16 protein-coding genes and 4 tRNA genes are annotated in these 17,474 nt (G+C 60.8%); 7 read left to right on the forward strand and 13 right to left on the reverse strand.

All coding sequences use genetic code 11. The annotated features are described in order from the left end of the window. Positions 1-23: 23 nt before the first annotated feature. The gene (locus ACZZZU_RS05945; RefSeq protein ID WP_122497170.1) at positions 24-470 is read right to left on the reverse strand and encodes an Hsp20 family protein; all 447 of its coding nucleotides are present in this window, start codon (positions 468-470) and stop codon (positions 24-26) included. A gap of 117 nt (positions 471-587) precedes the next feature. Continuing rightward, positions 588-1,610, reverse strand: a complete 1,023-nt coding sequence (locus ACZZZU_RS05950; RefSeq protein ID WP_463550048.1) for a tRNA dihydrouridine synthase — start codon at positions 1,608-1,610, stop codon at positions 588-590. A 136-nt stretch (positions 1,611-1,746) separates the two neighbouring features. Between ACZZZU_RS05950 and ACZZZU_RS05955 the strand changes: the two genes are divergently transcribed. Continuing rightward, on the forward strand, positions 1,747-2,160 hold the full coding sequence (locus ACZZZU_RS05955; protein ID WP_122497166.1) for a hypothetical protein: 414 nt from the start codon (positions 1,747-1,749) through the stop codon (positions 2,158-2,160). Positions 2,161-2,469: 309 nt separating this feature from the next. Here the strand turns inward: ACZZZU_RS05955 and ACZZZU_RS05960 are convergent, their stop codons facing one another. The 7 genes from ACZZZU_RS05960 to ACZZZU_RS05990 all read right to left on the reverse strand — a co-directional run bounded on the left by ACZZZU_RS05960 (position 2,470) and on the right by ACZZZU_RS05990 (position 6,256). After that, positions 2,470-2,904 carry an acyl-CoA thioesterase gene (locus tag ACZZZU_RS05960; protein WP_122451206.1) on the reverse strand — a complete coding sequence of 145 codons (435 nt, stop codon included), beginning with the start codon at positions 2,902-2,904 and terminating at the stop codon, positions 2,470-2,472. Positions 2,905-3,139: 235 nt separating this feature from the next. Next, positions 3,140-3,215 (reverse strand) — tRNA-Glu (locus ACZZZU_RS05965). 68 nt (positions 3,216-3,283) lie between these two features. Next, positions 3,284-3,359 (reverse strand) — tRNA-Ala (locus ACZZZU_RS05970). Positions 3,360-3,412: 53 nt separating this feature from the next. Continuing rightward, positions 3,413-3,488 (reverse strand) — tRNA-Glu (locus tag ACZZZU_RS05975). A gap of 68 nt (positions 3,489-3,556) precedes the next feature. Next, positions 3,557-3,632 (reverse strand) — tRNA-Ala (locus ACZZZU_RS05980). Between the two features lie 146 nt (positions 3,633-3,778). After that, on the reverse strand, positions 3,779-5,260 hold the full coding sequence (gltX, locus tag ACZZZU_RS05985) for a glutamate--tRNA ligase (protein WP_463550049.1): 1,482 nt from the start codon (positions 5,258-5,260) through the stop codon (positions 3,779-3,781). A gap of 69 nt (positions 5,261-5,329) precedes the next feature. Then, positions 5,330-6,256, reverse strand: coding sequence for a LysR family transcriptional regulator (locus ACZZZU_RS05990; RefSeq protein ID WP_122497160.1), 927 nt, complete (start codon positions 6,254-6,256; stop codon positions 5,330-5,332). A gap of 119 nt (positions 6,257-6,375) precedes the next feature. Here ACZZZU_RS05990 and ACZZZU_RS05995 point away from each other — a divergent pair, with 119 nt between their 5' ends. The 3 genes from ACZZZU_RS05995 to ACZZZU_RS06005 all read left to right on the forward strand — a co-directional run bounded on the left by ACZZZU_RS05995 (position 6,376) and on the right by ACZZZU_RS06005 (position 9,930). Continuing rightward, complete coding sequence (locus ACZZZU_RS05995; RefSeq protein WP_463550050.1) at positions 6,376-7,422, forward strand: HlyD family secretion protein; 1,047 nt, start codon at positions 6,376-6,378, stop codon at positions 7,420-7,422. Continuing rightward, positions 7,412-8,962, forward strand: coding sequence for an MDR family MFS transporter (locus ACZZZU_RS06000; RefSeq protein WP_122497156.1), 1,551 nt, complete (start codon positions 7,412-7,414; stop codon positions 8,960-8,962). Before ACZZZU_RS05995 ends, ACZZZU_RS06000 begins: the two co-directional genes overlap by 11 nt. A gap of 65 nt (positions 8,963-9,027) precedes the next feature. Further along, entirely contained in the window at positions 9,028-9,930 is a 903-nt protein-coding gene (locus tag ACZZZU_RS06005; protein ID WP_122451200.1) for an EamA family transporter, read from the forward strand. A gap of 164 nt (positions 9,931-10,094) precedes the next feature. Here the strand turns inward: ACZZZU_RS06005 and ACZZZU_RS06010 are convergent, their stop codons facing one another. After that, positions 10,095-10,745 carry a hypothetical protein gene (locus ACZZZU_RS06010; RefSeq protein ID WP_463550051.1) on the reverse strand — a complete coding sequence of 217 codons (651 nt, stop codon included), beginning with the start codon at positions 10,743-10,745 and terminating at the stop codon, positions 10,095-10,097. 99 nt (positions 10,746-10,844) lie between these two features. Here ACZZZU_RS06010 and ACZZZU_RS06015 point away from each other — a divergent pair, with 99 nt between their 5' ends. Continuing rightward, a complete protein-coding gene (locus ACZZZU_RS06015) occupies positions 10,845-11,624 on the forward strand; it encodes a TSUP family transporter (protein WP_122497150.1) in 780 nt (259 codons plus the stop codon). Here the strand turns inward: ACZZZU_RS06015 and nudC are convergent. Genes nudC through ACZZZU_RS06030 form a run of 3 tightly spaced genes read right to left on the reverse strand, consistent with a single transcriptional unit; the run spans position 11,592 to position 14,952 of the window. Further along, the gene (gene nudC, locus ACZZZU_RS06020; protein ID WP_463550052.1) at positions 11,592-12,422 is read right to left on the reverse strand and encodes an NAD(+) diphosphatase; all 831 of its coding nucleotides are present in this window, start codon (positions 12,420-12,422) and stop codon (positions 11,592-11,594) included. The two genes, ACZZZU_RS06015 and nudC, sit on opposite strands and share 33 nt — an antisense overlap. Beyond that, complete coding sequence (locus ACZZZU_RS06025) at positions 12,422-14,098, reverse strand: ferrous iron transporter B (protein WP_463550053.1); 1,677 nt, start codon at positions 14,096-14,098, stop codon at positions 12,422-12,424. Before ACZZZU_RS06025 ends, nudC begins: the two co-directional genes overlap by 1 nt. A gap of 41 nt (positions 14,099-14,139) precedes the next feature. Beyond that, entirely contained in the window at positions 14,140-14,952 is an 813-nt protein-coding gene (locus ACZZZU_RS06030; RefSeq protein WP_463550054.1) for a crotonase/enoyl-CoA hydratase family protein, read from the reverse strand. A 220-nt stretch (positions 14,953-15,172) separates the two neighbouring features. Here ACZZZU_RS06030 and nhaB point away from each other — a divergent pair, with 220 nt between their 5' ends. After that, a complete protein-coding gene (gene nhaB / locus ACZZZU_RS06035) occupies positions 15,173-16,669 on the forward strand; it encodes a sodium/proton antiporter NhaB (RefSeq protein WP_463550055.1) in 1,497 nt (498 codons plus the stop codon). A gap of 312 nt (positions 16,670-16,981) precedes the next feature. Further along, positions 16,982-17,461, forward strand: a complete 480-nt coding sequence (locus ACZZZU_RS06040) for a hypothetical protein (protein ID WP_122497140.1) — start codon at positions 16,982-16,984, stop codon at positions 17,459-17,461. Positions 17,462-17,474: the final 13 nt, after the last annotated feature.

Genomic DNA, 17,474 nt, shown 5'->3' on the forward strand with positions numbered 1-17,474 from the left:
GTCACCCCGCGCAGGGGTTGCGATCAGCTATTCAACGCCGGACGCGAACCCGCAATCGGGATGCGTTTTGGCTTGGCTTCTTCCGGCACTACGCGCTCAAGCTCGATGCTCAGCAGGCCGTTGGCCAGGTCAGCGCTTCTGACCTCGATATGGTCAGCCAGACGGAACGACAACTTGAACGCACGCTGGGCAATGCCCTGGTGCAGGTAGGTGACTTCTTTGTTGGCGTCAGCCCGTTTGCCGCCGCTTACGGTCAGCACGCCGCGCTCGACTTGCAGCTCCAGGTCTTCGTCTTGGAAGCCAGCTGCAGCGACCACGATGCGGTACTGGTCGTCACCGTGTTTTTCCACGTTATAGGGTGGATACGAACTGCCCTGATCGTTGCGCATGGCGGTTTCAAACAGGTCGTTGAAACGGTCGAAGCCAACGGAGCTACGGAACAGCGGAGCCAGGGAAAATGCAGTACTCATGGTGTTGCTCTCCTGAAAAAATCAGCAAGTGGTTAAGTCCGGGACCCGACTTCGGCATCCCGTAACCGCTAGATAAGGACAGGCTGATTATTTTCAAGGGGGACCGACGAGCGGCAGTTAAACACCCATCCCGTAGGAGCCAGCTTGCTGGCGAAGCTCTTCGTCAGCAGGGTTCGCCAGCAAGCCGGCTCCTACGAAACTGACGTGCAGCAACTCATCAATCCGCACGCAATCGCTTTCCCGGCGAATCTGGCTGAACAATTCCATGGCCTTCGGGTAGTTGCGGGTGAGCTGACCGAGCCACTGTTTCAGTCGACCCGGCGCGTAACGCGGCGACAGCTTTCCCCGGGCTTGCAGCCAGAACGATTGCAGCAAGGGCATCAGTTCAGCCCAAGTCATGGGCACGATTTCCTGCCCTGCTCGGGCCGCTGCAATTTGCCGGGCTAAGTCGGGCAACGCCACCAGTCCACGGCCCAGCATGATGTCGTCAACACCGCTGATTTCGCGGCAGCGCCGCCAATCATCAACGCTCCAGATTTCGCCGTTGGCGTACACCGGCACCTTGACCACGTCCTGAATGCGCGCAATCCATTCCCAGTGTGCTGGTGGCTTGTAGCCGTCGCGCTTGGTGCGGGCGTGCACGACAATTTGCGAGGCGCCGCCGTCGGCCAGGGCGCGGGCGCAATCCAGGGCGCCGTCGGGTACTTCAAAGCCCAAGCGCATTTTTGCCGTCACCGGAATGGCCGCCGGCACGCTGCGGCGCACTTCGCTGACGATGGCGTGGAGCAGCTCCGGCTCCTTCAGCAAAATGGCGCCGCCACGGGATTTGTTCACGGTTTTGGCCGGGCAGCCGAAGTTCAAATCCAGCACCGGCGCGCCCAACTCGCAGGCCAATGCGGCGTTGTCGCCCAGGCACACCGGATCAGACCCCAGCAGCTGCACCCGCAGCGGCACGCCAGCGCGGGTGCGGGCGCCGTCGCGCAATTCGGGGGCCATTTTGTGCATATGCGAGGCCGGCAACAGGCGGTCGCTGACGCGGATAAATTCGGTCACGCACCAGTCGATGCCGCCCACTTGGGTCAGCACGTCACGGAGGATTTCGTCGACCAAGCCTTCCATAGGCGCCAGGGCGATTTGCATAACGACAATCTCTTTAGAGCGGGCGAAAAAGGCGCCTAGTGTAGGGACCGGCACCGGGCAAGGCGATGATTGAGAGTGAATTCAATTGGCCAGCATGCGGTCACAACGCATAGAACCCGATGAAAGGATGTCGTCCATGCCCATTTCCCGCCTGTTGCTCGCCCTCGCCTGCCTCGTTTGCCTGACGAGCGCCAATGCCGAATCGCTGGTACCGCCGCCGGATGTACCACTCACCGCCGCACCCGACAGCGAAGCCATGGCGCGCCTGGTGGTCAGCCGCGACAACAACGCGCCGAACGCCTGCGCCGTGGACTTGTACGTGCAAAACCAATTGGTGGCGCAGCTCGCGCCGAAGCAATCGATTGCCGTCGATGTGCCGCCGGGCGAGGTGTCGATCAGCGTCTCGCGCGGCGGATCGGGCTATTGCGTGAGCGATATGCCGGCCAATGCGCAGTCTGCCGTGTTTACGCCGGGGGAAACGCGGGAGTTCAAGATTGTGGTGGATGACACCGGGGCGTTTTTGTCGCCGGCTGATACTCAGGCGCCTTGATGCGGGGTTAGCCGTTTGCAGGTCTGGCCTATCGCGGCTAAAGCCGCTCCCACAGGAAGACGAGCGTTCGGCGACGGCATTCCCCTGTGGAATTCTGGATCCCCGCCTGCGCGGGGATGACGGTGCGGTTTGGAAGGTGTTCGTCATTCCGGCAGAAAGCAAAGACGAGCACCCGGCGCCGGCATTTCCCTATGAGATTCTGGATCCCCGCCTGCGCGGGGATGACGGTGGGGGTTTGGAAGGTGTTCGTCATTCCCGCCGAAAGGCGGCCCCTGTAGGAGCGGCTTTAGCCGCGATGGGGTTCGCGCGTCAACGCTGAAGAACCGCCGGACCGTACCCTTCGAGAAATTCCGGCGGCATCCGCTTGGGCTTGCCGGTGCTGAGTTCGATGCACACAAAGGTGGTTTTCGCCCGCAGCAGCGTGACGCCATCAGCGGGGCGAATTAGCTGGAAATGCCGGCTCATGCGCAATTTCTGGTCGGACTCGATAATCCAGGTCGCCACCTGAAGCTCGTCGCCCTCGTAGGCGCTGGCCAGGTAATCCACCTCATGGCGCACCACCGCCATGGCGCGGTCCAGACGGCGGTATTCGCTCAGGTCCAGGCCCAGACTCTGCGAATGCCGCCACGCGCAGCGCTCAAGCCAACTGACATACACCGCGTTATTGGCGTGGCCAAGCCCATCGATGTCGTCGGCGAGCACCTGCAGGTCAATTACAAACGGCGTCGGCAAATCCCAGTTCATACGTCTCTCCATGGCGGCGAGGCGGCAGTTTAGCAACGTGCGAGAGCGATGGGCGAAGAGATAAACATCATGAATGGCGGCCGTTGGCCTTGTAGGAGCTAGCTTGCTAGCGAAGCTTTTGCGTTTGCAGGGTTCGCTAGCAAGCTAGCTCCTACGGATATTTTGGAGTGCCCCAAAAAAACAAAAGGGCTGCTCCATAAGAGCAACCCTTCAAAAGTCCGCAGAGCGGATAAATTGGCGTCCCCTAGGGGACTCGAACCCCTGTTACCGCCGTGAAAGGGCGGTGTCCTAGGCCACTAGACGAAGGGGACAAAACCTTCAAAAACAAGGCCAGCAATAAGCTGGCCCGTGGCAGTTCTAACAATGTTTACTGCGAAATTGGTGGAGATAAACGGGATCGAACCGTTGACCTCTTGCATGCCATGCAAGCGCTCTCCCAGCTGAGCTATACCCCCAGATTTATCGCCTCTCGGCTCACAGCGCCTTGCGGTGCTGCGCTTTTAAATCGTGGCGTCCCCTAGGGGACTCGAACCCCTGTTACCGCCGTGAAAGGGCGGTGTCCTAGGCCACTAGACGAAGGGGACGCAAAACCCTTCTAACAACTCAACCCGTTCCAGGAACCGGTTGTGGCAAGCCTTTCGGCTTTAGAGATTGGTGGAGCTAAACGGGATCGAACCGTTGACCTCTTGCATGCCATGCAAGCGCTCTCCCAGCTGAGCTATAGCCCCATCTCGAGGACGGGGCGCATGTTAAGCGTGAGCCCTGGGGCTGTCAACACTATTTTTCCTACATACTTATTTTTTATGCTGGAAGAACAACTACTTACCCTGCTCTTCCAGCATATCCAGCGCTTAACAACCTCCAACAAAGCGGCTTAAGCGATGCTCGCCAGCAGCTTTTCCCACTCTTTTGTTTCCTTTTTCGATACACCGCCCAGCAATTCAATGGCCTGACGCAAGCGGAAACGCGTGAGGTCCGGGCCAAGAATTTCCATGGCATCCAGCACCGACACCGAGCTTGCCTGGCCGGTGATGGCGACAAACATCAGCGGCATGGCATCGCGCAGTTTCAGTTCCAGATGCTCGACCACCGCCTGAATGCAGCCGGTGATGTTGTCTTTTTCCCACTGACGCAGCGATTCGAGCTTCCACAGAATCAACTGCATCACCTGACGAACCTGCTCCGGCGAGAGCTTTTTATGCTCGAACTGCGCGGCCTCCAGCGGCAAGCCGCCGGCGAAGAAGAAGTTGGCCAGCGGCGCAACCTGACTCAGGGTTTCTACTCTGCCCTGCACATGCGGGGCGATTTGCATCAGGTACTCGGGGTTCAACGCCCACTTCTGCACCTGCGCGGCGAAGTCTTCGACGCTCAGCTCGCGAATCCACTGGCCGTTGAGCCAGGACAGTTTTTCCAGATCGAAAATCGGCCCACCCAACGACACGCGCTGAATGTCGAAGTGCTCGACCATCTCGTCCAGAGTGAATTTTTCGCGCTCGTCCGGCATCGACCAGCCCATGCGGCCCAAGTAGTTGAGCATCGCCTGCGGCAGATAACCCATGCGCTCGTAGAAGGTGATCGAGGTGGGGTTCTTGCGTTTGGACAGTTTGCTTTTGTCCGGATTGCGCAGCAGCGGCATGTAGCACAGCTGCGGTTGTTCCCAGCCGAAGTACTCGTACAGCTTGATCAGCTTGGGCGCCGAGGGCAGCCATTCTTCGCCACGCAATACGTGAGTGATGCCCATCAGGTGATCGTCGACCACGTTGGCGAGGAAGTAGGTCGGCAGGCCATCGGTCTTCATCAGCACCTGCATGTCCATGCGGTCCCACGGAATTTCGACCTCACCGCGCAGCATGTCCGGCACCACGCATACGCCTTCGGTGGGCATTTTCATGCGCGTAACGTGTGGCTCGCCAGCAGCGACGCGCTGCGCCACTTCGGCAGCTGGCAGGTTCATGCACAGGCCGTCATAGCGCGGAGTTTCTTTCTTTTCGGTTTGCTCGGCGCGCAGTTTGTCCAGGCGCTCGGCGGTGCAGAAGCAGTGGAAGGCGTGGCCTTTTTCCACCAGCTCGGCGTTGTATTTCTGGTAGATCGGGCCGCGCTCGCTCTGGCGATACGGACCATGCTGGCCGCCAACGTCCGGCCCTTCGCTCCACTCGATGCCCAGCCAGCGCAGGGCGTCGTAAATCTGCTGCTCCGACTCGCGGGTGGAGCGCAGTTGATCGGTGTCTTCGATACGCAGAATGAACTCACCACCGTGCTGACGGGCGAAGCACAGGTTGAACAGCGCGATATAAGCGGTGCCAACGTGGGGGTCGCCAGTCGGGGATGGCGCGATACGGGTGCGTACTTTAGTCATGGACAGTCTCGAATCAGCAGATCAATTAAGGACATCGGGCCACCGCTGGTGGGCGTCGGCGGTCGGTATTCAAAGAGTGGGCGGCAATGTTACCAGCCGCACCACGGAAGGCTCCAGCAAACCGCCTTCCTCCAGGCGCAGGCTGCGCATCAGGAAGTCGAGAAAGGCTTTGACCTTCATGGCCTGGAAGCGCCGCGACGGGTACACGGCATACACCTCGCCCACCGGCAAGCGCACTTCAGGCAGCAATTCCACCAACTGCCCGCGCACAACCTGGTCCTCGCTGAGCATAAACGGCAGCGCCGCAATGCCCGCGCCGGAAAGCGCCGCCTCGCGGGCGAAGGTGAGGTTGTTGCACGACAACACGCGCTGGCAGGGAATGTTCTCACCCAGCAGCGGCCAGTAACGAATGGAGTCTTGCGGCAACAGAATGGCGCGGTGCTGGGCCAGGTCTTCCACCACGCGCGGCGTGCCGTGCGCCTTTAAATAGACGGGGCTGGCGCACAGGCGGCGACCGCTGGAAAACAATTTGCGCGCGATCAGGGTCGAGTCTTGCGGCTGGCCGATCAGGATGGCGATGTCGACGCCCTCCTCCAGCGGATCCACATGCCGCGAGGTGATTTCCACCTCGGCGGTGATCTGTGGGTACTGCAACATAAAGGCACCCAGCACGCGGCCGAGAAATAATTGGCCGAACTCGATGGGCGCGGTGATGCGCAGCAAACCCGCCGGCTCTTGCTGCAGTTGCATAACCGCCTGCTCGGCCTCGGCGAAGTCCAACATGATTTGCCGGCAGCGCTCGTAGTAGGCCTGGCCCACTTCGGTGAGGCGAAGTTTGCGCGTGGTGCGGTTGAGCAGGCGCACGCCGAGCCGTTCTTCGAGCAAGGCGATACGGCGGCTCACCGTCGATTTCTGCATCGCCAGCGCCTGCGCCGCCTGGGTGAAACTGTGGCATTCCACGACGCGGGTGAAGATCAGCGCATCATCCAGCCCCATTATTGTTCCCCATAAGCAACAAAGTTTCTGAATTGTATCGGCTACTTGGTTGCGTGGAACACTGTTAGATTCGCTTACACTTTTGCCCCCCTTCGGGGAATTGCCCTACGAGCTCTCGCATGCCTGCCCAATTGCAACGCCGTCTATTTATCTTCCTCGCCATTCTGCTGATTATTGCCGGTGGTTTTTTCGCCCACTGGTTTCTGGTCGGCCGTTTTATCGAAACCACTGACAACGCCTACGTGCAGGGCGAGATCACCCGCGTCTCCAGCCAGCTCAGCGCGCGCATCGAAGAAGTGTTGGTGCATGACAACCAGCACGTGGAAAAAGGCGAGCTGTTGGTAAAACTCGACCCTGAAGATTTCCGCATCGCTGTCAGCCGCGCCGAAGCAGCCCTGGCGACCCGCGAAGCCGAGCTGGTGCAGGCGCAAAGCAAACTGACCCAACAAAGCAGCATGATCGCCGCCAGCGAAGCGGACGTAACGTCTTCCGAAGCCACGCTGGGCCGCGTGCAGATGGATCTGTCCCGCGCGCAAACCCTGCGCAAACCTGGCTATGTGTCCGAGGAACGCGTCACCACCCTGGCCGCCGACAGCCGCGTCGCCCGCTCACACGTGAGCAAAGCCCAGGCCGACCTGCAAGCCCAGCGCCAGCAAGTGAACTCGCTGGACGCCGACATCAAGCGGCTGCAAGCACAGATCAGCAACGCTAAAACCGACCTTGAGCAGGCCAAGCTCAACCTCAGCCGTGCCGAAATTCATGCGCCCATCAGCGGCATGATTGGTCAGCGTGCCGCGCGCAATGGTCAGTACATTCAGGCCGGCGCCTACCTGATGTCTCTGGTGCCCGATGAAGACATCTGGGTGCAGGCCAACTTCAAAGAGACCCAGATCGGCGAGATGCAGCCAGGCCAAAAAGCCGAGCTGGAATTCGACGCCTACCCCGGTAAGTCCATCGAGGGCACGGTGCAAAGCCTGTTCGCCGCGTCGGGCGCGCAGTTCAGCCTGCTGCCGCCGGACAACGCCACCGGCAACTTCACCAAGGTGGTGCAGCGCATTCCGGTGAAACTCACCTTTGCCGCCGACAACCCGCTCAAGGGAAAGATTCGCCCTGGTATGTCGGTGACCGTGAAAGTGACCATCAAGGCGGACAACAGTGGCAGCTGACGCCCTGGTTCGCCCGGACGGCGAACCCTCGCGGCGTGACTGGATTGCGGTGATGAGCGCCATGCTCGGCGCGTTTATGGCCGTGCTGGATATTCAGATCACCAACTCCTCGCTCAAGGACATTCAGGGCGCGCTGTCGGCGACGCTGGAAGAAGGCTCGTGGATTTCCACGTCTTACCTTGTCGCCGAAATCATCATGATTCCCCTCACCGCCTGGCTGGTGCAGCTGCTGTCGGCGCGGCGTTTGTCGGTGTACGTCTCGATCGGCTTTTTGATTTCCTCGCTGCTGTGCTCCATGGCCTGGAACCTCGAAAGCATGATTGTCTTCCGCGCCATGCAAGGGTTTACCGGCGGCGCGCTGATTCCCCTGGCGTTCACCCTGGTGCTGATCAAGCTGCCGGAAAGCAAACGCGCCGTCGGCATGGCCATGTTCGCCATGACCGCCACGTTCGCCCCCTCCATCGGCCCGACGTTGGGCGGCTGGCTGACCGAAAACTGGGGCTGGGAATACATCTTCTATATCAACGTGCCGCCCGGCCTGCTGATGATCGCCGGGCTGCTGTATGGCTTGGAGAAAAAGGCGCCCCACTGGGAACTGCTGAAAAGCACCGACTACGCCGGCATCCTCACCCTCGGCATCGGCCTGGGCTGCTTGCAGGTGTTCCTTGAGGAAGGCCATCGCAAGGATTGGCTGGAGTCGGCGTTTATCGTCACCTTGGGCAGCATTGCCGTGATCAGCCTGATCTCCTTTGTGATCGTGCAGTTTTCCAAACCGAATCCGCTAATTAATCTGCGCATTCTCGGCAACCGCAACTTTGGCCTGTCGAGTATTTCCAGTCTCGGCATGGGCGTGGGGCTGTATGGCTCGATCTATTTGCTGCCGCTGTATCTGGCGCAAATCCAGGGCTACAACTCCATGCAGATCGGCGAAGTGATCATGTGGATGGGGGTGCCGCAGCTGTTTCTGATTCCGTTCGTGCCGAAATTGATGAAGTTCATTTCGCCGAAATGGCTGTGCGCGGCCGGCTTTGGTTTGTTCGGGTTGGGCAGTTTTCTGTCTGGCGTGCTGAACCTGGATTTCGCCGGTCCGCAGTTCAACCATATTCAACTGCTGCGCGCGTTCGGCCAGCCGCTGATCATGGTGACCATCTCGCTGATCGCCACGGTGTACATCAGCGCGCAGGACGCCGGCTCGGCTTCAAGTCTGTTCAATATTCTGCGTAACCTGGGCGGCGCCATCGGCATTGCCCTGCTCGCCACGCTGCTGGATGCCCGCACCAAGATTTACTTCGACTACCTGCGCGAAGCGATTGTGCCGAGCAACCCGCAAGTGGCCGAGCGCATTAGCAGCCTGACGCAAACCCTGGGCAACGAGACCGCCGCGCTGGCCAAGCTCAGCGAGATCACGCACCAGCAGGCGATGATCATGGCCTACAATGACGCCTTCCATTTTGTCGGCCTGGCGCTGGCCATCAGCATGATCGCCGTGCTGCTGACCAAAGCGTTGCCGTCCGGCGCTACGGGTGGCGCCGCGCACTAAGCTCATCACTCCATCTATTAACGATGCGCCGGCGCCCTGCCGGCGCGCGTCATTTCAGGCCCTCCATGTCTTCCACGCTTTCCCCTCGTGCTCGTTCCCTGGTGTTGCTGCTTTCCTTTGCAGCGGTGTACATCGGCTGGGGCACCACGTACCTGGCCAACCATTTTCTGCTGCTGGAATTGCCGCCGTTTGTGATCGTCACCCTGCGCTTTTTCCTCGCCGGCAGCCTGGCGTTGGCGTGGGTGTTTATCAGCGGCCAGGCGCGCATTCAACGCAGCGATTGGGGCGGCGCGTTTATCGGCGGGCTGATGCTGATCACCGTCGGCCAAGGCGCCCTGCTCTACGCCAACCAATACCTGCCCACCGGTTTGCTGGCGATGCTCTACACCAGCCTGCCCATCTGGAGCGTGGCGCTGGAATGGCTGCTCGGCGACCGGCCGCCGCTGTGGGTGTTGTGCGGTTTGGTGTTGGCCTCGTGCGGCATCGTGTTGCTGATGAGCAACGGCTTGGGCAGCGCCGCCACCGCCCAGCAATGGTTCGCCGGCAGCCTTGTAGTGGCCGCCACGCTGATGTGGGCCATTGGCGCCTGGCTTCTACGCAGCCGCCCTTCGTTCCGCTCCACTTGGTTAGGCATGAGCCTGCAAATGCTCATCGGCGCGCTGATGCTCGCCTTGTTTGCCGCCTGGCGTGGCGAATGGAATCAACTCGACCTGACGCAGCTGTCCGCCCATGGCTGGTGGTGGTTGGCGTATTTGGTGCTGCCCGTGAGTCTGGGGGTTTACCCGGCGTATTTCTGGCTACTGCGCGAAGTGCGCCCGAGTTTGGTGTCGACCTTTGCCTTCGTTAACCCGGTGATTGCGCTGTTGTTGGGTTATCTGCTGCTGGGCGAAAGCCTGGGAATGGCCGCGCTGGTGGCGTGCCTGGTGACGCTGGGTGGGGTGATGATGATTATTTTTGGGCGAAGATGAAGCCGTTCACCGACCCCGTAGGAGCTAGCTTGCTAGCGAACAAATCAGTGTTCTGTAGGAGCGGCTGGGCGGCATTCCGATTAGCCGCGATGCTTTTGGGCGGATATCGCCGTTTTCAGGTCCGGCCAATCGCGGCTGAAGCCGCTCCCACAGGGATTAGCGCTTCACTTCCAGTCTTTAAGCGCCTGATCCGCCGCCTGGTTCAGGGGCTTGGCCATCAACCCCGTGGGTGCCAGGCTCACGGCGTACACCGCGCCATCGGCCATGGGCAGGTAGGTCACGCGCAACGCTTGTGGCTTGAACAGGAACAGGTCGTGTTGGCCCAGACGCAGCCAGCGCCACAGGTCGATACCGAACGGGCTTTGCGCCAACGGCGCGCTGGCGTGCTGCGCCAACTCTTGTTGTTCGATAGCCAGGAAACGGCCGGAGAGTTTTTCCAGGCGGTAGCCTGGTTGCAGGCCAATCAGCGCAGCCAGCCCTTTCCATTCGATCATGCGCGCGTCCAGCTGCCAGAGGTCGCCTTCCAGGTTTACGCTGCGCTCATCGGCGCCTTCAAGCAGGGTGACGCGATAACGCTGCGGGCCATCGGCCTGGAAGCTGAGGGTGACCACAGGTTTGTCTTCGGGAATGGCGTCGTAGCTGACCAGATCGTAGGCGACGGTGCCGATAAGCCCGGCCAATGCCAGAAAGGCCAGGCCGACCGTGCCGCGTAACCAGCCGAGAAACCAGCTGCGGTTGAGCAGAATTCGTGCGGCGACCAATACGGCCAGTAGAGCCAGCAGGGCGATGCCCCACGCCAGACCGTCATACTGCATAAAGCCAATTCCTTCTGCGGCAAATAGGCGGCATTATGCGCAGCCTCCCCCGCCACGGCCAGCCGGCATTCGGCGCAACTGACACCAGTCGACTTTTTTATGCCCTTCGAACTGCTTGTAGACCCAACCACCCTCGCCATTCTCGCGGGCGTCGCCTTTCTCGCTGGCTTTATCGACGCCATAGCCGGCGGTGGCGGCCTGTTGACTATGCCCGCGCTGCTCACCGCTGGCGTTCCGCCACACCTGGCGCTGGGCACCAGCAAACTCTGCGCAACTTTCGGTTCGGCCACGGCCAGCCTGACTTTTTACCGACGCAAATTATTCGACCCCAGCGCCTGGCGCTTCGCTTTGATTGCCACCGCCATCGGCTCAACGCTGGGCGCCATCGTCGCCCATTGGCTGCCGGCCGAATGGCTGATGCAAATGCTGCCGGTGGTGGTGTTCGCCTGCGGTTTGTACCTGCTGTTCAGCCGCACGCCCACCGCGCCGGTGAACAGCGACGCGCCTATCGCGCGCCGCCGCCAATGGCCGCAAGGCTTTACGCTGGGTTTCTATGACGGCGTGGCCGGCCCCGGCACCGGAGCGTTCTGGACAGTGAGCACGCTGCTGCTCTACCCGCTCGATCTGCTGCGCGCCAGCGGCGTGGCGCGGACCATGAACTTCGTCAGCAATATCACCGCGCTGGTGGTGTTTATCATCGGCGGACAAGTGGCGTGGGTGCTCGGTTTGAGCATGGGCGTGGCGCTAATGGCCGGTGCGTTTCTGGGCGCGCGCACGGCGATTTCGGGCGGCTCTAAATTTATCCGCCCGGTGTTCATCTTGGTGGTGTTGGCGTTGACCGCGCGGCTAGTTTGGCAGCACTGGTTCGGGCAGGCCTGAGCGGCGCGCCAGGTACACATCGATCAGGTAACGGGCAATCGAGCGCGATGCCGGCAGCGGCGGCAGGTTGTCGATGCTGAACCACTGCGCGTCTTCAATTTCCTCTTCCTGCATGACGATATCGCCGCTGGCGTATTCGGCGTGGTAGCCGAACATCAGCGAATGCGGGAACGGCCAGCTCTGGCTGCCCAGGTACTGAATGTGCTGAATTTCAATACCCACTTCTTCGCGCACTTCGCGCGCCACGCAGGCTTCTACCGACTCGCCCGGCTCAACGAAACCGGCCAGCGTGCTGTACATGCCCGGCACGTAGCGCGGCGAGCGGGCCAGCAGAATTTCATCACCGCGCGTGACCAGCACGATCATGCTCGGCGACAAGCGCGGGTAATGCGCCACTTGGCAATTGGGGCAGGTTGAGGAACGGTCGGTGAGCGAGCGCTGCATGCGCGTGCCGCAGCTGCCGCAGAAGCGGTAGTTGTCGGCCCAGGTGGCAATCTGCGCGGCGAAGCCTAGCAGGCGGAAGGTGTCGGCATCGCTCTGCATCATGAACTGCCGCAAGCTCTGCAAGGTGCAGCCGGGCAGTTCGGGCGCGTGGGCGAAGTCCAGCAGGTAGACGGCATCGCCATCGAAATGGCCGAGACCGTGCTCTTCAAAGGCGGGTATATCCTGACGCTTCAGCCAGTCGCGGGGAAACAGCACGCCGTTGCTGTCGGCGAGAAAACCCTGGCGAAAATGCGCCAGTGCCCAGCCGCCGTTCTGGCTGATATCGAGTACCGCCGGCTCCCAGCTTTTGCTCATTACGCGGCCACCTGCAGACCCAGGGCACGCACGCTTTCGGCAGCCAGGTCGAGCACGCTCGGCACGGTTTCCGGCCGCAGCACGGCGCCGCCTTCCAAGTAGTACTCAAGGCTGGTCAGGGCATCGGCCAGGGTTTCGAGCATTTGTTCAGATGGCATTTGCGCGCTCTCCAACATCTGCGTCTGAATGTAATCGGCGCAGGCACCCACCAGCAGCGCCGCACGTTCCTGATTGAGGAACCACAAGCCGCCGCGCACCGCCTGCAAGCTGAACGGCACATTGGCCAGGTGCAGCTTGTCGCCATTGGATTCGAGGTACGAGGTAATCGCGCGCTTGGCCATGACCAAGCCCGCCTGTGATTCATCGACCACCACAATCCGCGCTTCGTTCAATTGGTGCTGAGCAAACGAGGTGGCTTCATCGCCTGGCTGCGCGGTTTGAGGACGCGCATCACGGCGCTCGCCGCTTTCCAGGCTGGCGACCATGCTTTCGACATAGAGCACGGCGTCGGCAAGTTTGTGCAACGCCGGCACTTCAATCGGTTCCGCGTCGTTCCAGCCGGCCACGACCTGCAATTGATTCTGCAGGGTCGCACCCGCCGAGCTGAGGCCCACCATGCCGAGGGTTTTTGCCAACTTGCCGAGCAGGCCGTGCAAGGTGGTGAGGCGTTCGCTGTCGACGGTGCCGCGCTCGATCAGATCAAGCAGGTCTTTCACGCTGGCCAACTCTTCACGAATGGCCGAGGACAACGAGCGCATCACCGAACGGCCCGGGCCGGCCAGCAATTGTGATTCTTCCTCGAGCAACTGATCGGTAAAAGGCAGCGGCAGCAGGCCGAACACTTCGCGCACCTGAGACGCTTGCGGCCCATGGCTGTCAGCCAGCGCTACCAGGTAAAGCAATTCTTTGAGCAGATTGCGCGGCGCTTCGTAACCGGCATTGCCGAGCAGTTGTTTCAGCTCGCGGTCGATTCGGGCGAACAATTGCTTGCGCGCTTTACGCGGCAGCAACTGGCCGTCTACCTGCGCTTCAAGCGCGGCGGCGCCGATCCAGCACAGGCGGCCACGCGGCTGACTGGCGAACAGACTGTCGAGCCGGGTCAAAGCGCGGCCCATCAGCTTCAAGCCAGCTTGCGGGCTTTCTTCACGGATAAAACCGAGCAAGCCAACCTGGTACATATGCCGCAGGCGCCGCAGGTCATCGGCGTGGGCGGCTACATCGACCAGCGTACCGGTTTGCGGACGGGTTTGGTCCAGACGGGCGCTGAAGAAAAAGCTTTCCGGCAGCGGCGGCTGCGAACCGGCAGCGCGCAGGTCGTTGATCGCCGGCAACAGCAATTCCGGCAACTCCTGGCGATGCATCTCGACGTTTTCGAGGTAGCGGCGCAGCACGTGCAAGGCATTGTTCAATGCCGAGAGCTGCACGTCGCGCTCTTCACCGGCGCCTTCGGGAATGTCGGTGGCCTGTTCCAGCACTTCCTGGGCCAGCAATTCGGCACCGGCCAGCTCGATCAGATTGAGCGTGCCGCGAATTTGCTGCAGGTATTCCACCGCTTGTTGCAGCAGGCTGCCGTTGTTGCGCTCGGCAATAAACTGCTCAAGGCTCAGTTCCGCCTCTTCCATGGTGGCGAACAGCTCGTCGCGCACCAAACTCAGGGATGTGGCTCCAGAAACCATGGCCTACTGCGCCTCCCGCGCCAGTGAGAAATACGCGCGCATCAGTCTGCGAATTCAGGCTTTTGCTTGCTCATGTGCGCGGCCATGGCCACGCGCAGATCGGCAGATTGCAACATGGTGGCGTTCCAGGTGGCGACGTATTCCAAGCCGTCATCCACGCGGTGATCACGCATGTAGCCGATCATTTTTTTCGTGCCACGAATGGCGATTGGCGACTTGCTGGCGATTTCCCGGGCGATGCCGAACACACCGTCGAGCAACGCGGCTTCGTCTACAAACGTGCGATTGACCAGGCCGATGCTGCGCGCTTCTTCGCCGCCAATGGTGCGGCCGGTGTAGGCCAGTTCACGCATCATGCCGTCGCCAATGATGCGCGGCAGACGTTGCAGGGTGCCGACGTCGGCCGCCATGCCCATGTCGATTTCTTTGATCGAGAATTGCGCGTTCAGCGTCGAGTAACGCATGTCGCAGGCGCTGATTAGGTCGATGGCGCCGCCCAGGCAGTAGCCCTGAATGGCCGCCAGCACTGGCTTGCGGCAGGCGTCGACGGCGTTGAACGAGCCCTGCAGTTCGAGAATTTTGCGCCGCAGCACTTCGGCGTTGCGGCCAGGGTCTTTACCGAGCTGGCTGCCGACTTGCGCCAGCATCATCAGGTCGATACCGGAGGAAAAGTGTTTTCCCGCGCCGGAGATCACCACCACGCGAACGTCGTCGGTGGCGTCGATCCAATTGAAGATTTCCACGATTTCGGTCCAGAAGTCCGCGCTCATGGCGTTGACCTTTTCTGGGCGGTTGATCACCACATGGGCGATCTTGTCGGCCAGTTCTACACGGAACGCTTTGTAGGCGGACATCTTGGCCTTCCTCATTTCTGCTGCGCGTGCGCGCATAGAATGTTGTTGTGGATAAAACCGCGCAACTATAACAAGCACGTCATAAAAGTCGATGCCGAGGGTGTGACGCAGACCACGCTGCCGGTCTTCACACCACTGCTCGACTAAAGGCTTTAAGCGCTTGATCTGTCTGGTATCTTGCCAGCGCCTCAAACCCACATTCGAATAAGGTCCGCCCGCAATGCCAACCTCGCTCGCCCCCGCCTTCGCGCGCAACTTTCTGGGCCACTCGCCACGCTGGTACAAGCTCTGCATTCTCGCCTTTCTGATCCTCAACCCGCTGGCACTCTGGACGCTCGGGCCGATGGTGGCAGGCTGGATGCTGGTGGCCGAGTTCATCTTTACCCTGGGCATGGCGCTCAAGTGCTACCCGCTGCAACCCGGCGGTTTGCTGGTGATCGAAGCGCTGCTGCTGCACATGGCCGGCCCGCAGGCGCTGTATGACGAGCTGGTGCATAACTTCCCGGTCATTTTGCTGCTGATGTTCATGGTCGCCGGCATCTACTTTATGAAAGACCTGTTGCTGCTGGTGTTTTCCAAGCTGCTGCTGGGGGTCAAGTCCAAGGCGTTGCTGGGATTGACGTTCTGTTTGATGGCCGCCTTCCTCTCGGCATTTCTCGACGCCCTGACCGTGATCGCCGTGGTCATCACCGTTTGCCTTGGCTTTTATCAGGTGTTCCATAACTTCGCCTCGTGCCACAGCGCGCCGAAAGACGGCAGTGACGACAGCGATATCGACGAACAGAAACGCCACGACCTCAACCAATTCCGCGCGTTTTTGCGCAGCTTGCTCATGCATGGCGCGGTCGGCACAGCGCTCGGTGGCGTGTGCACGCTGGTGGGCGAACCGCAGAACCTGTTGATCGGCCACGAAGTGGGCTGGGATTTCATCACCTTCTTCTTGAAGGTGGCGCCCGTGTCGCTGCCGGTGCTGGCGGCTGGCTTGGTGACCTGCGTACTGCTGGAGAAGCTGCGCTGGTTTGGCTACGGCACCGAGCTGCCGGAGTCGGTGCGCAACGTATTGGCCGAACACGCCGCCCGCGAATCGCAACACCGCACACAAGCCGATAAAGCCAGCCTGATCGTGCAGGGCCTGGCGGCGTTGATTCTGATCGGCTGCCTGGCCTTTCACGTGGCGGAAGTGGGCTTGATCGGTTTGCTGGTTATCGTGCTGATTACCGCGTTCAGCGGCATCACCGACGAGCACCGCATCGGCAACGCCTTCAAAGACGCGCTGCCCTTCACTGCGTTGCTGGTGGTGTTTTTTGCCGTGGTGGCGGTGATTCACGAACAGCAGCTGTTCACGCCGATTATCCAGGCCGTGCTGGCGCTGCCGTCCGAGCAGCAGCCGACCATGCTGTTTATTGCCAACGGCTTGCTGTCGGCCATCAGCGACAACGTGTTCGTGGCCACTATCTATATCACCGAGGTGAAACGCGAATTCGCCGCCGGCAACATGAGCCGCGAGCATTTCGAAGCGCTGGCCGTAGCGATTAACACCGGCACCAACCTGCCGAGCGTGGCCACGCCCAATGGCCAGGCGGCGTTCCTGTTTCTGCTGACCTCGTCGCTGGCGCCGCTGGTGCGGTTGTCGTACGGCCGCATGGCGTGGATGGCGTTGCCGTACACCATCGTGATGAGCCTGCTGGGCTGGTGGGCGGTGGCGAACTGGTTGTAACGGTCATCCCGTTGGGCTTCGCCGGTGGCTCAACCCAACCTACGGCTACATCTCGTAGGTTGGGTTGAGCGAAGCGAAGCCCAACAACCCCATCCGCAATCTCCCTTCCAAGCGGCTTTTAATCACCCTGAGGCATATACGCGCCTTGCCTGGGGCGTAAATGATTTAAAAACAGCCCTTTACAGCGTAATCGTCTGACTATGCTTCAACAGGAGCGGCTAACCCCGCTCCCGGTGGGGCCTTTTCGAAAAATCGTTTTAACACCGCTGCCAGGCGCCAAGGTCTCACCGGTCACCTTTTCTCGAGGTTGCCATGGGCATTGCCGCCAGTGATTTATGCCAACACGTCATCCGCCCTACCCTCCTCTACCTGGATCGGCACAGCCCGTGCGCTGAATCCTTTCTGCTGTGCACCGCCGCTTGTCAGTCGGCCCTCGGTTCGGCGCTGGATGACCCGCATGGTCACGGCTTGTACCGAATCGCCGATTTGCGTCACCAAACGCTCTGGGACCACCACCTCGCACTCGACCCAGAACTGGCCAGCCGCGTTCGCGGGTTAGCCAGCCAGCACGCCTTCCTTGCCGCCCCTCATTTGGAACTGACGGTGAACCTGCGTTACGCCACCGCCATTGCCTGGCTTATGGTCGAGGCGCAAAGCCCCGGCCTGCCTGAGGGAGACGACATAATGGGCATGGCGCGCGTGTGGCGGCAGGTGTTTCAACCGGAGGGCCGCGAGCGTGAATTCAGCCGCGCGTGGCATCATTACGTCGGCAAAGCTCGCCAGGCGGCGTAAAAACAACTGGAAC

This window comes from Pseudomonas sp. AC136, from assembly GCF_979258585.1.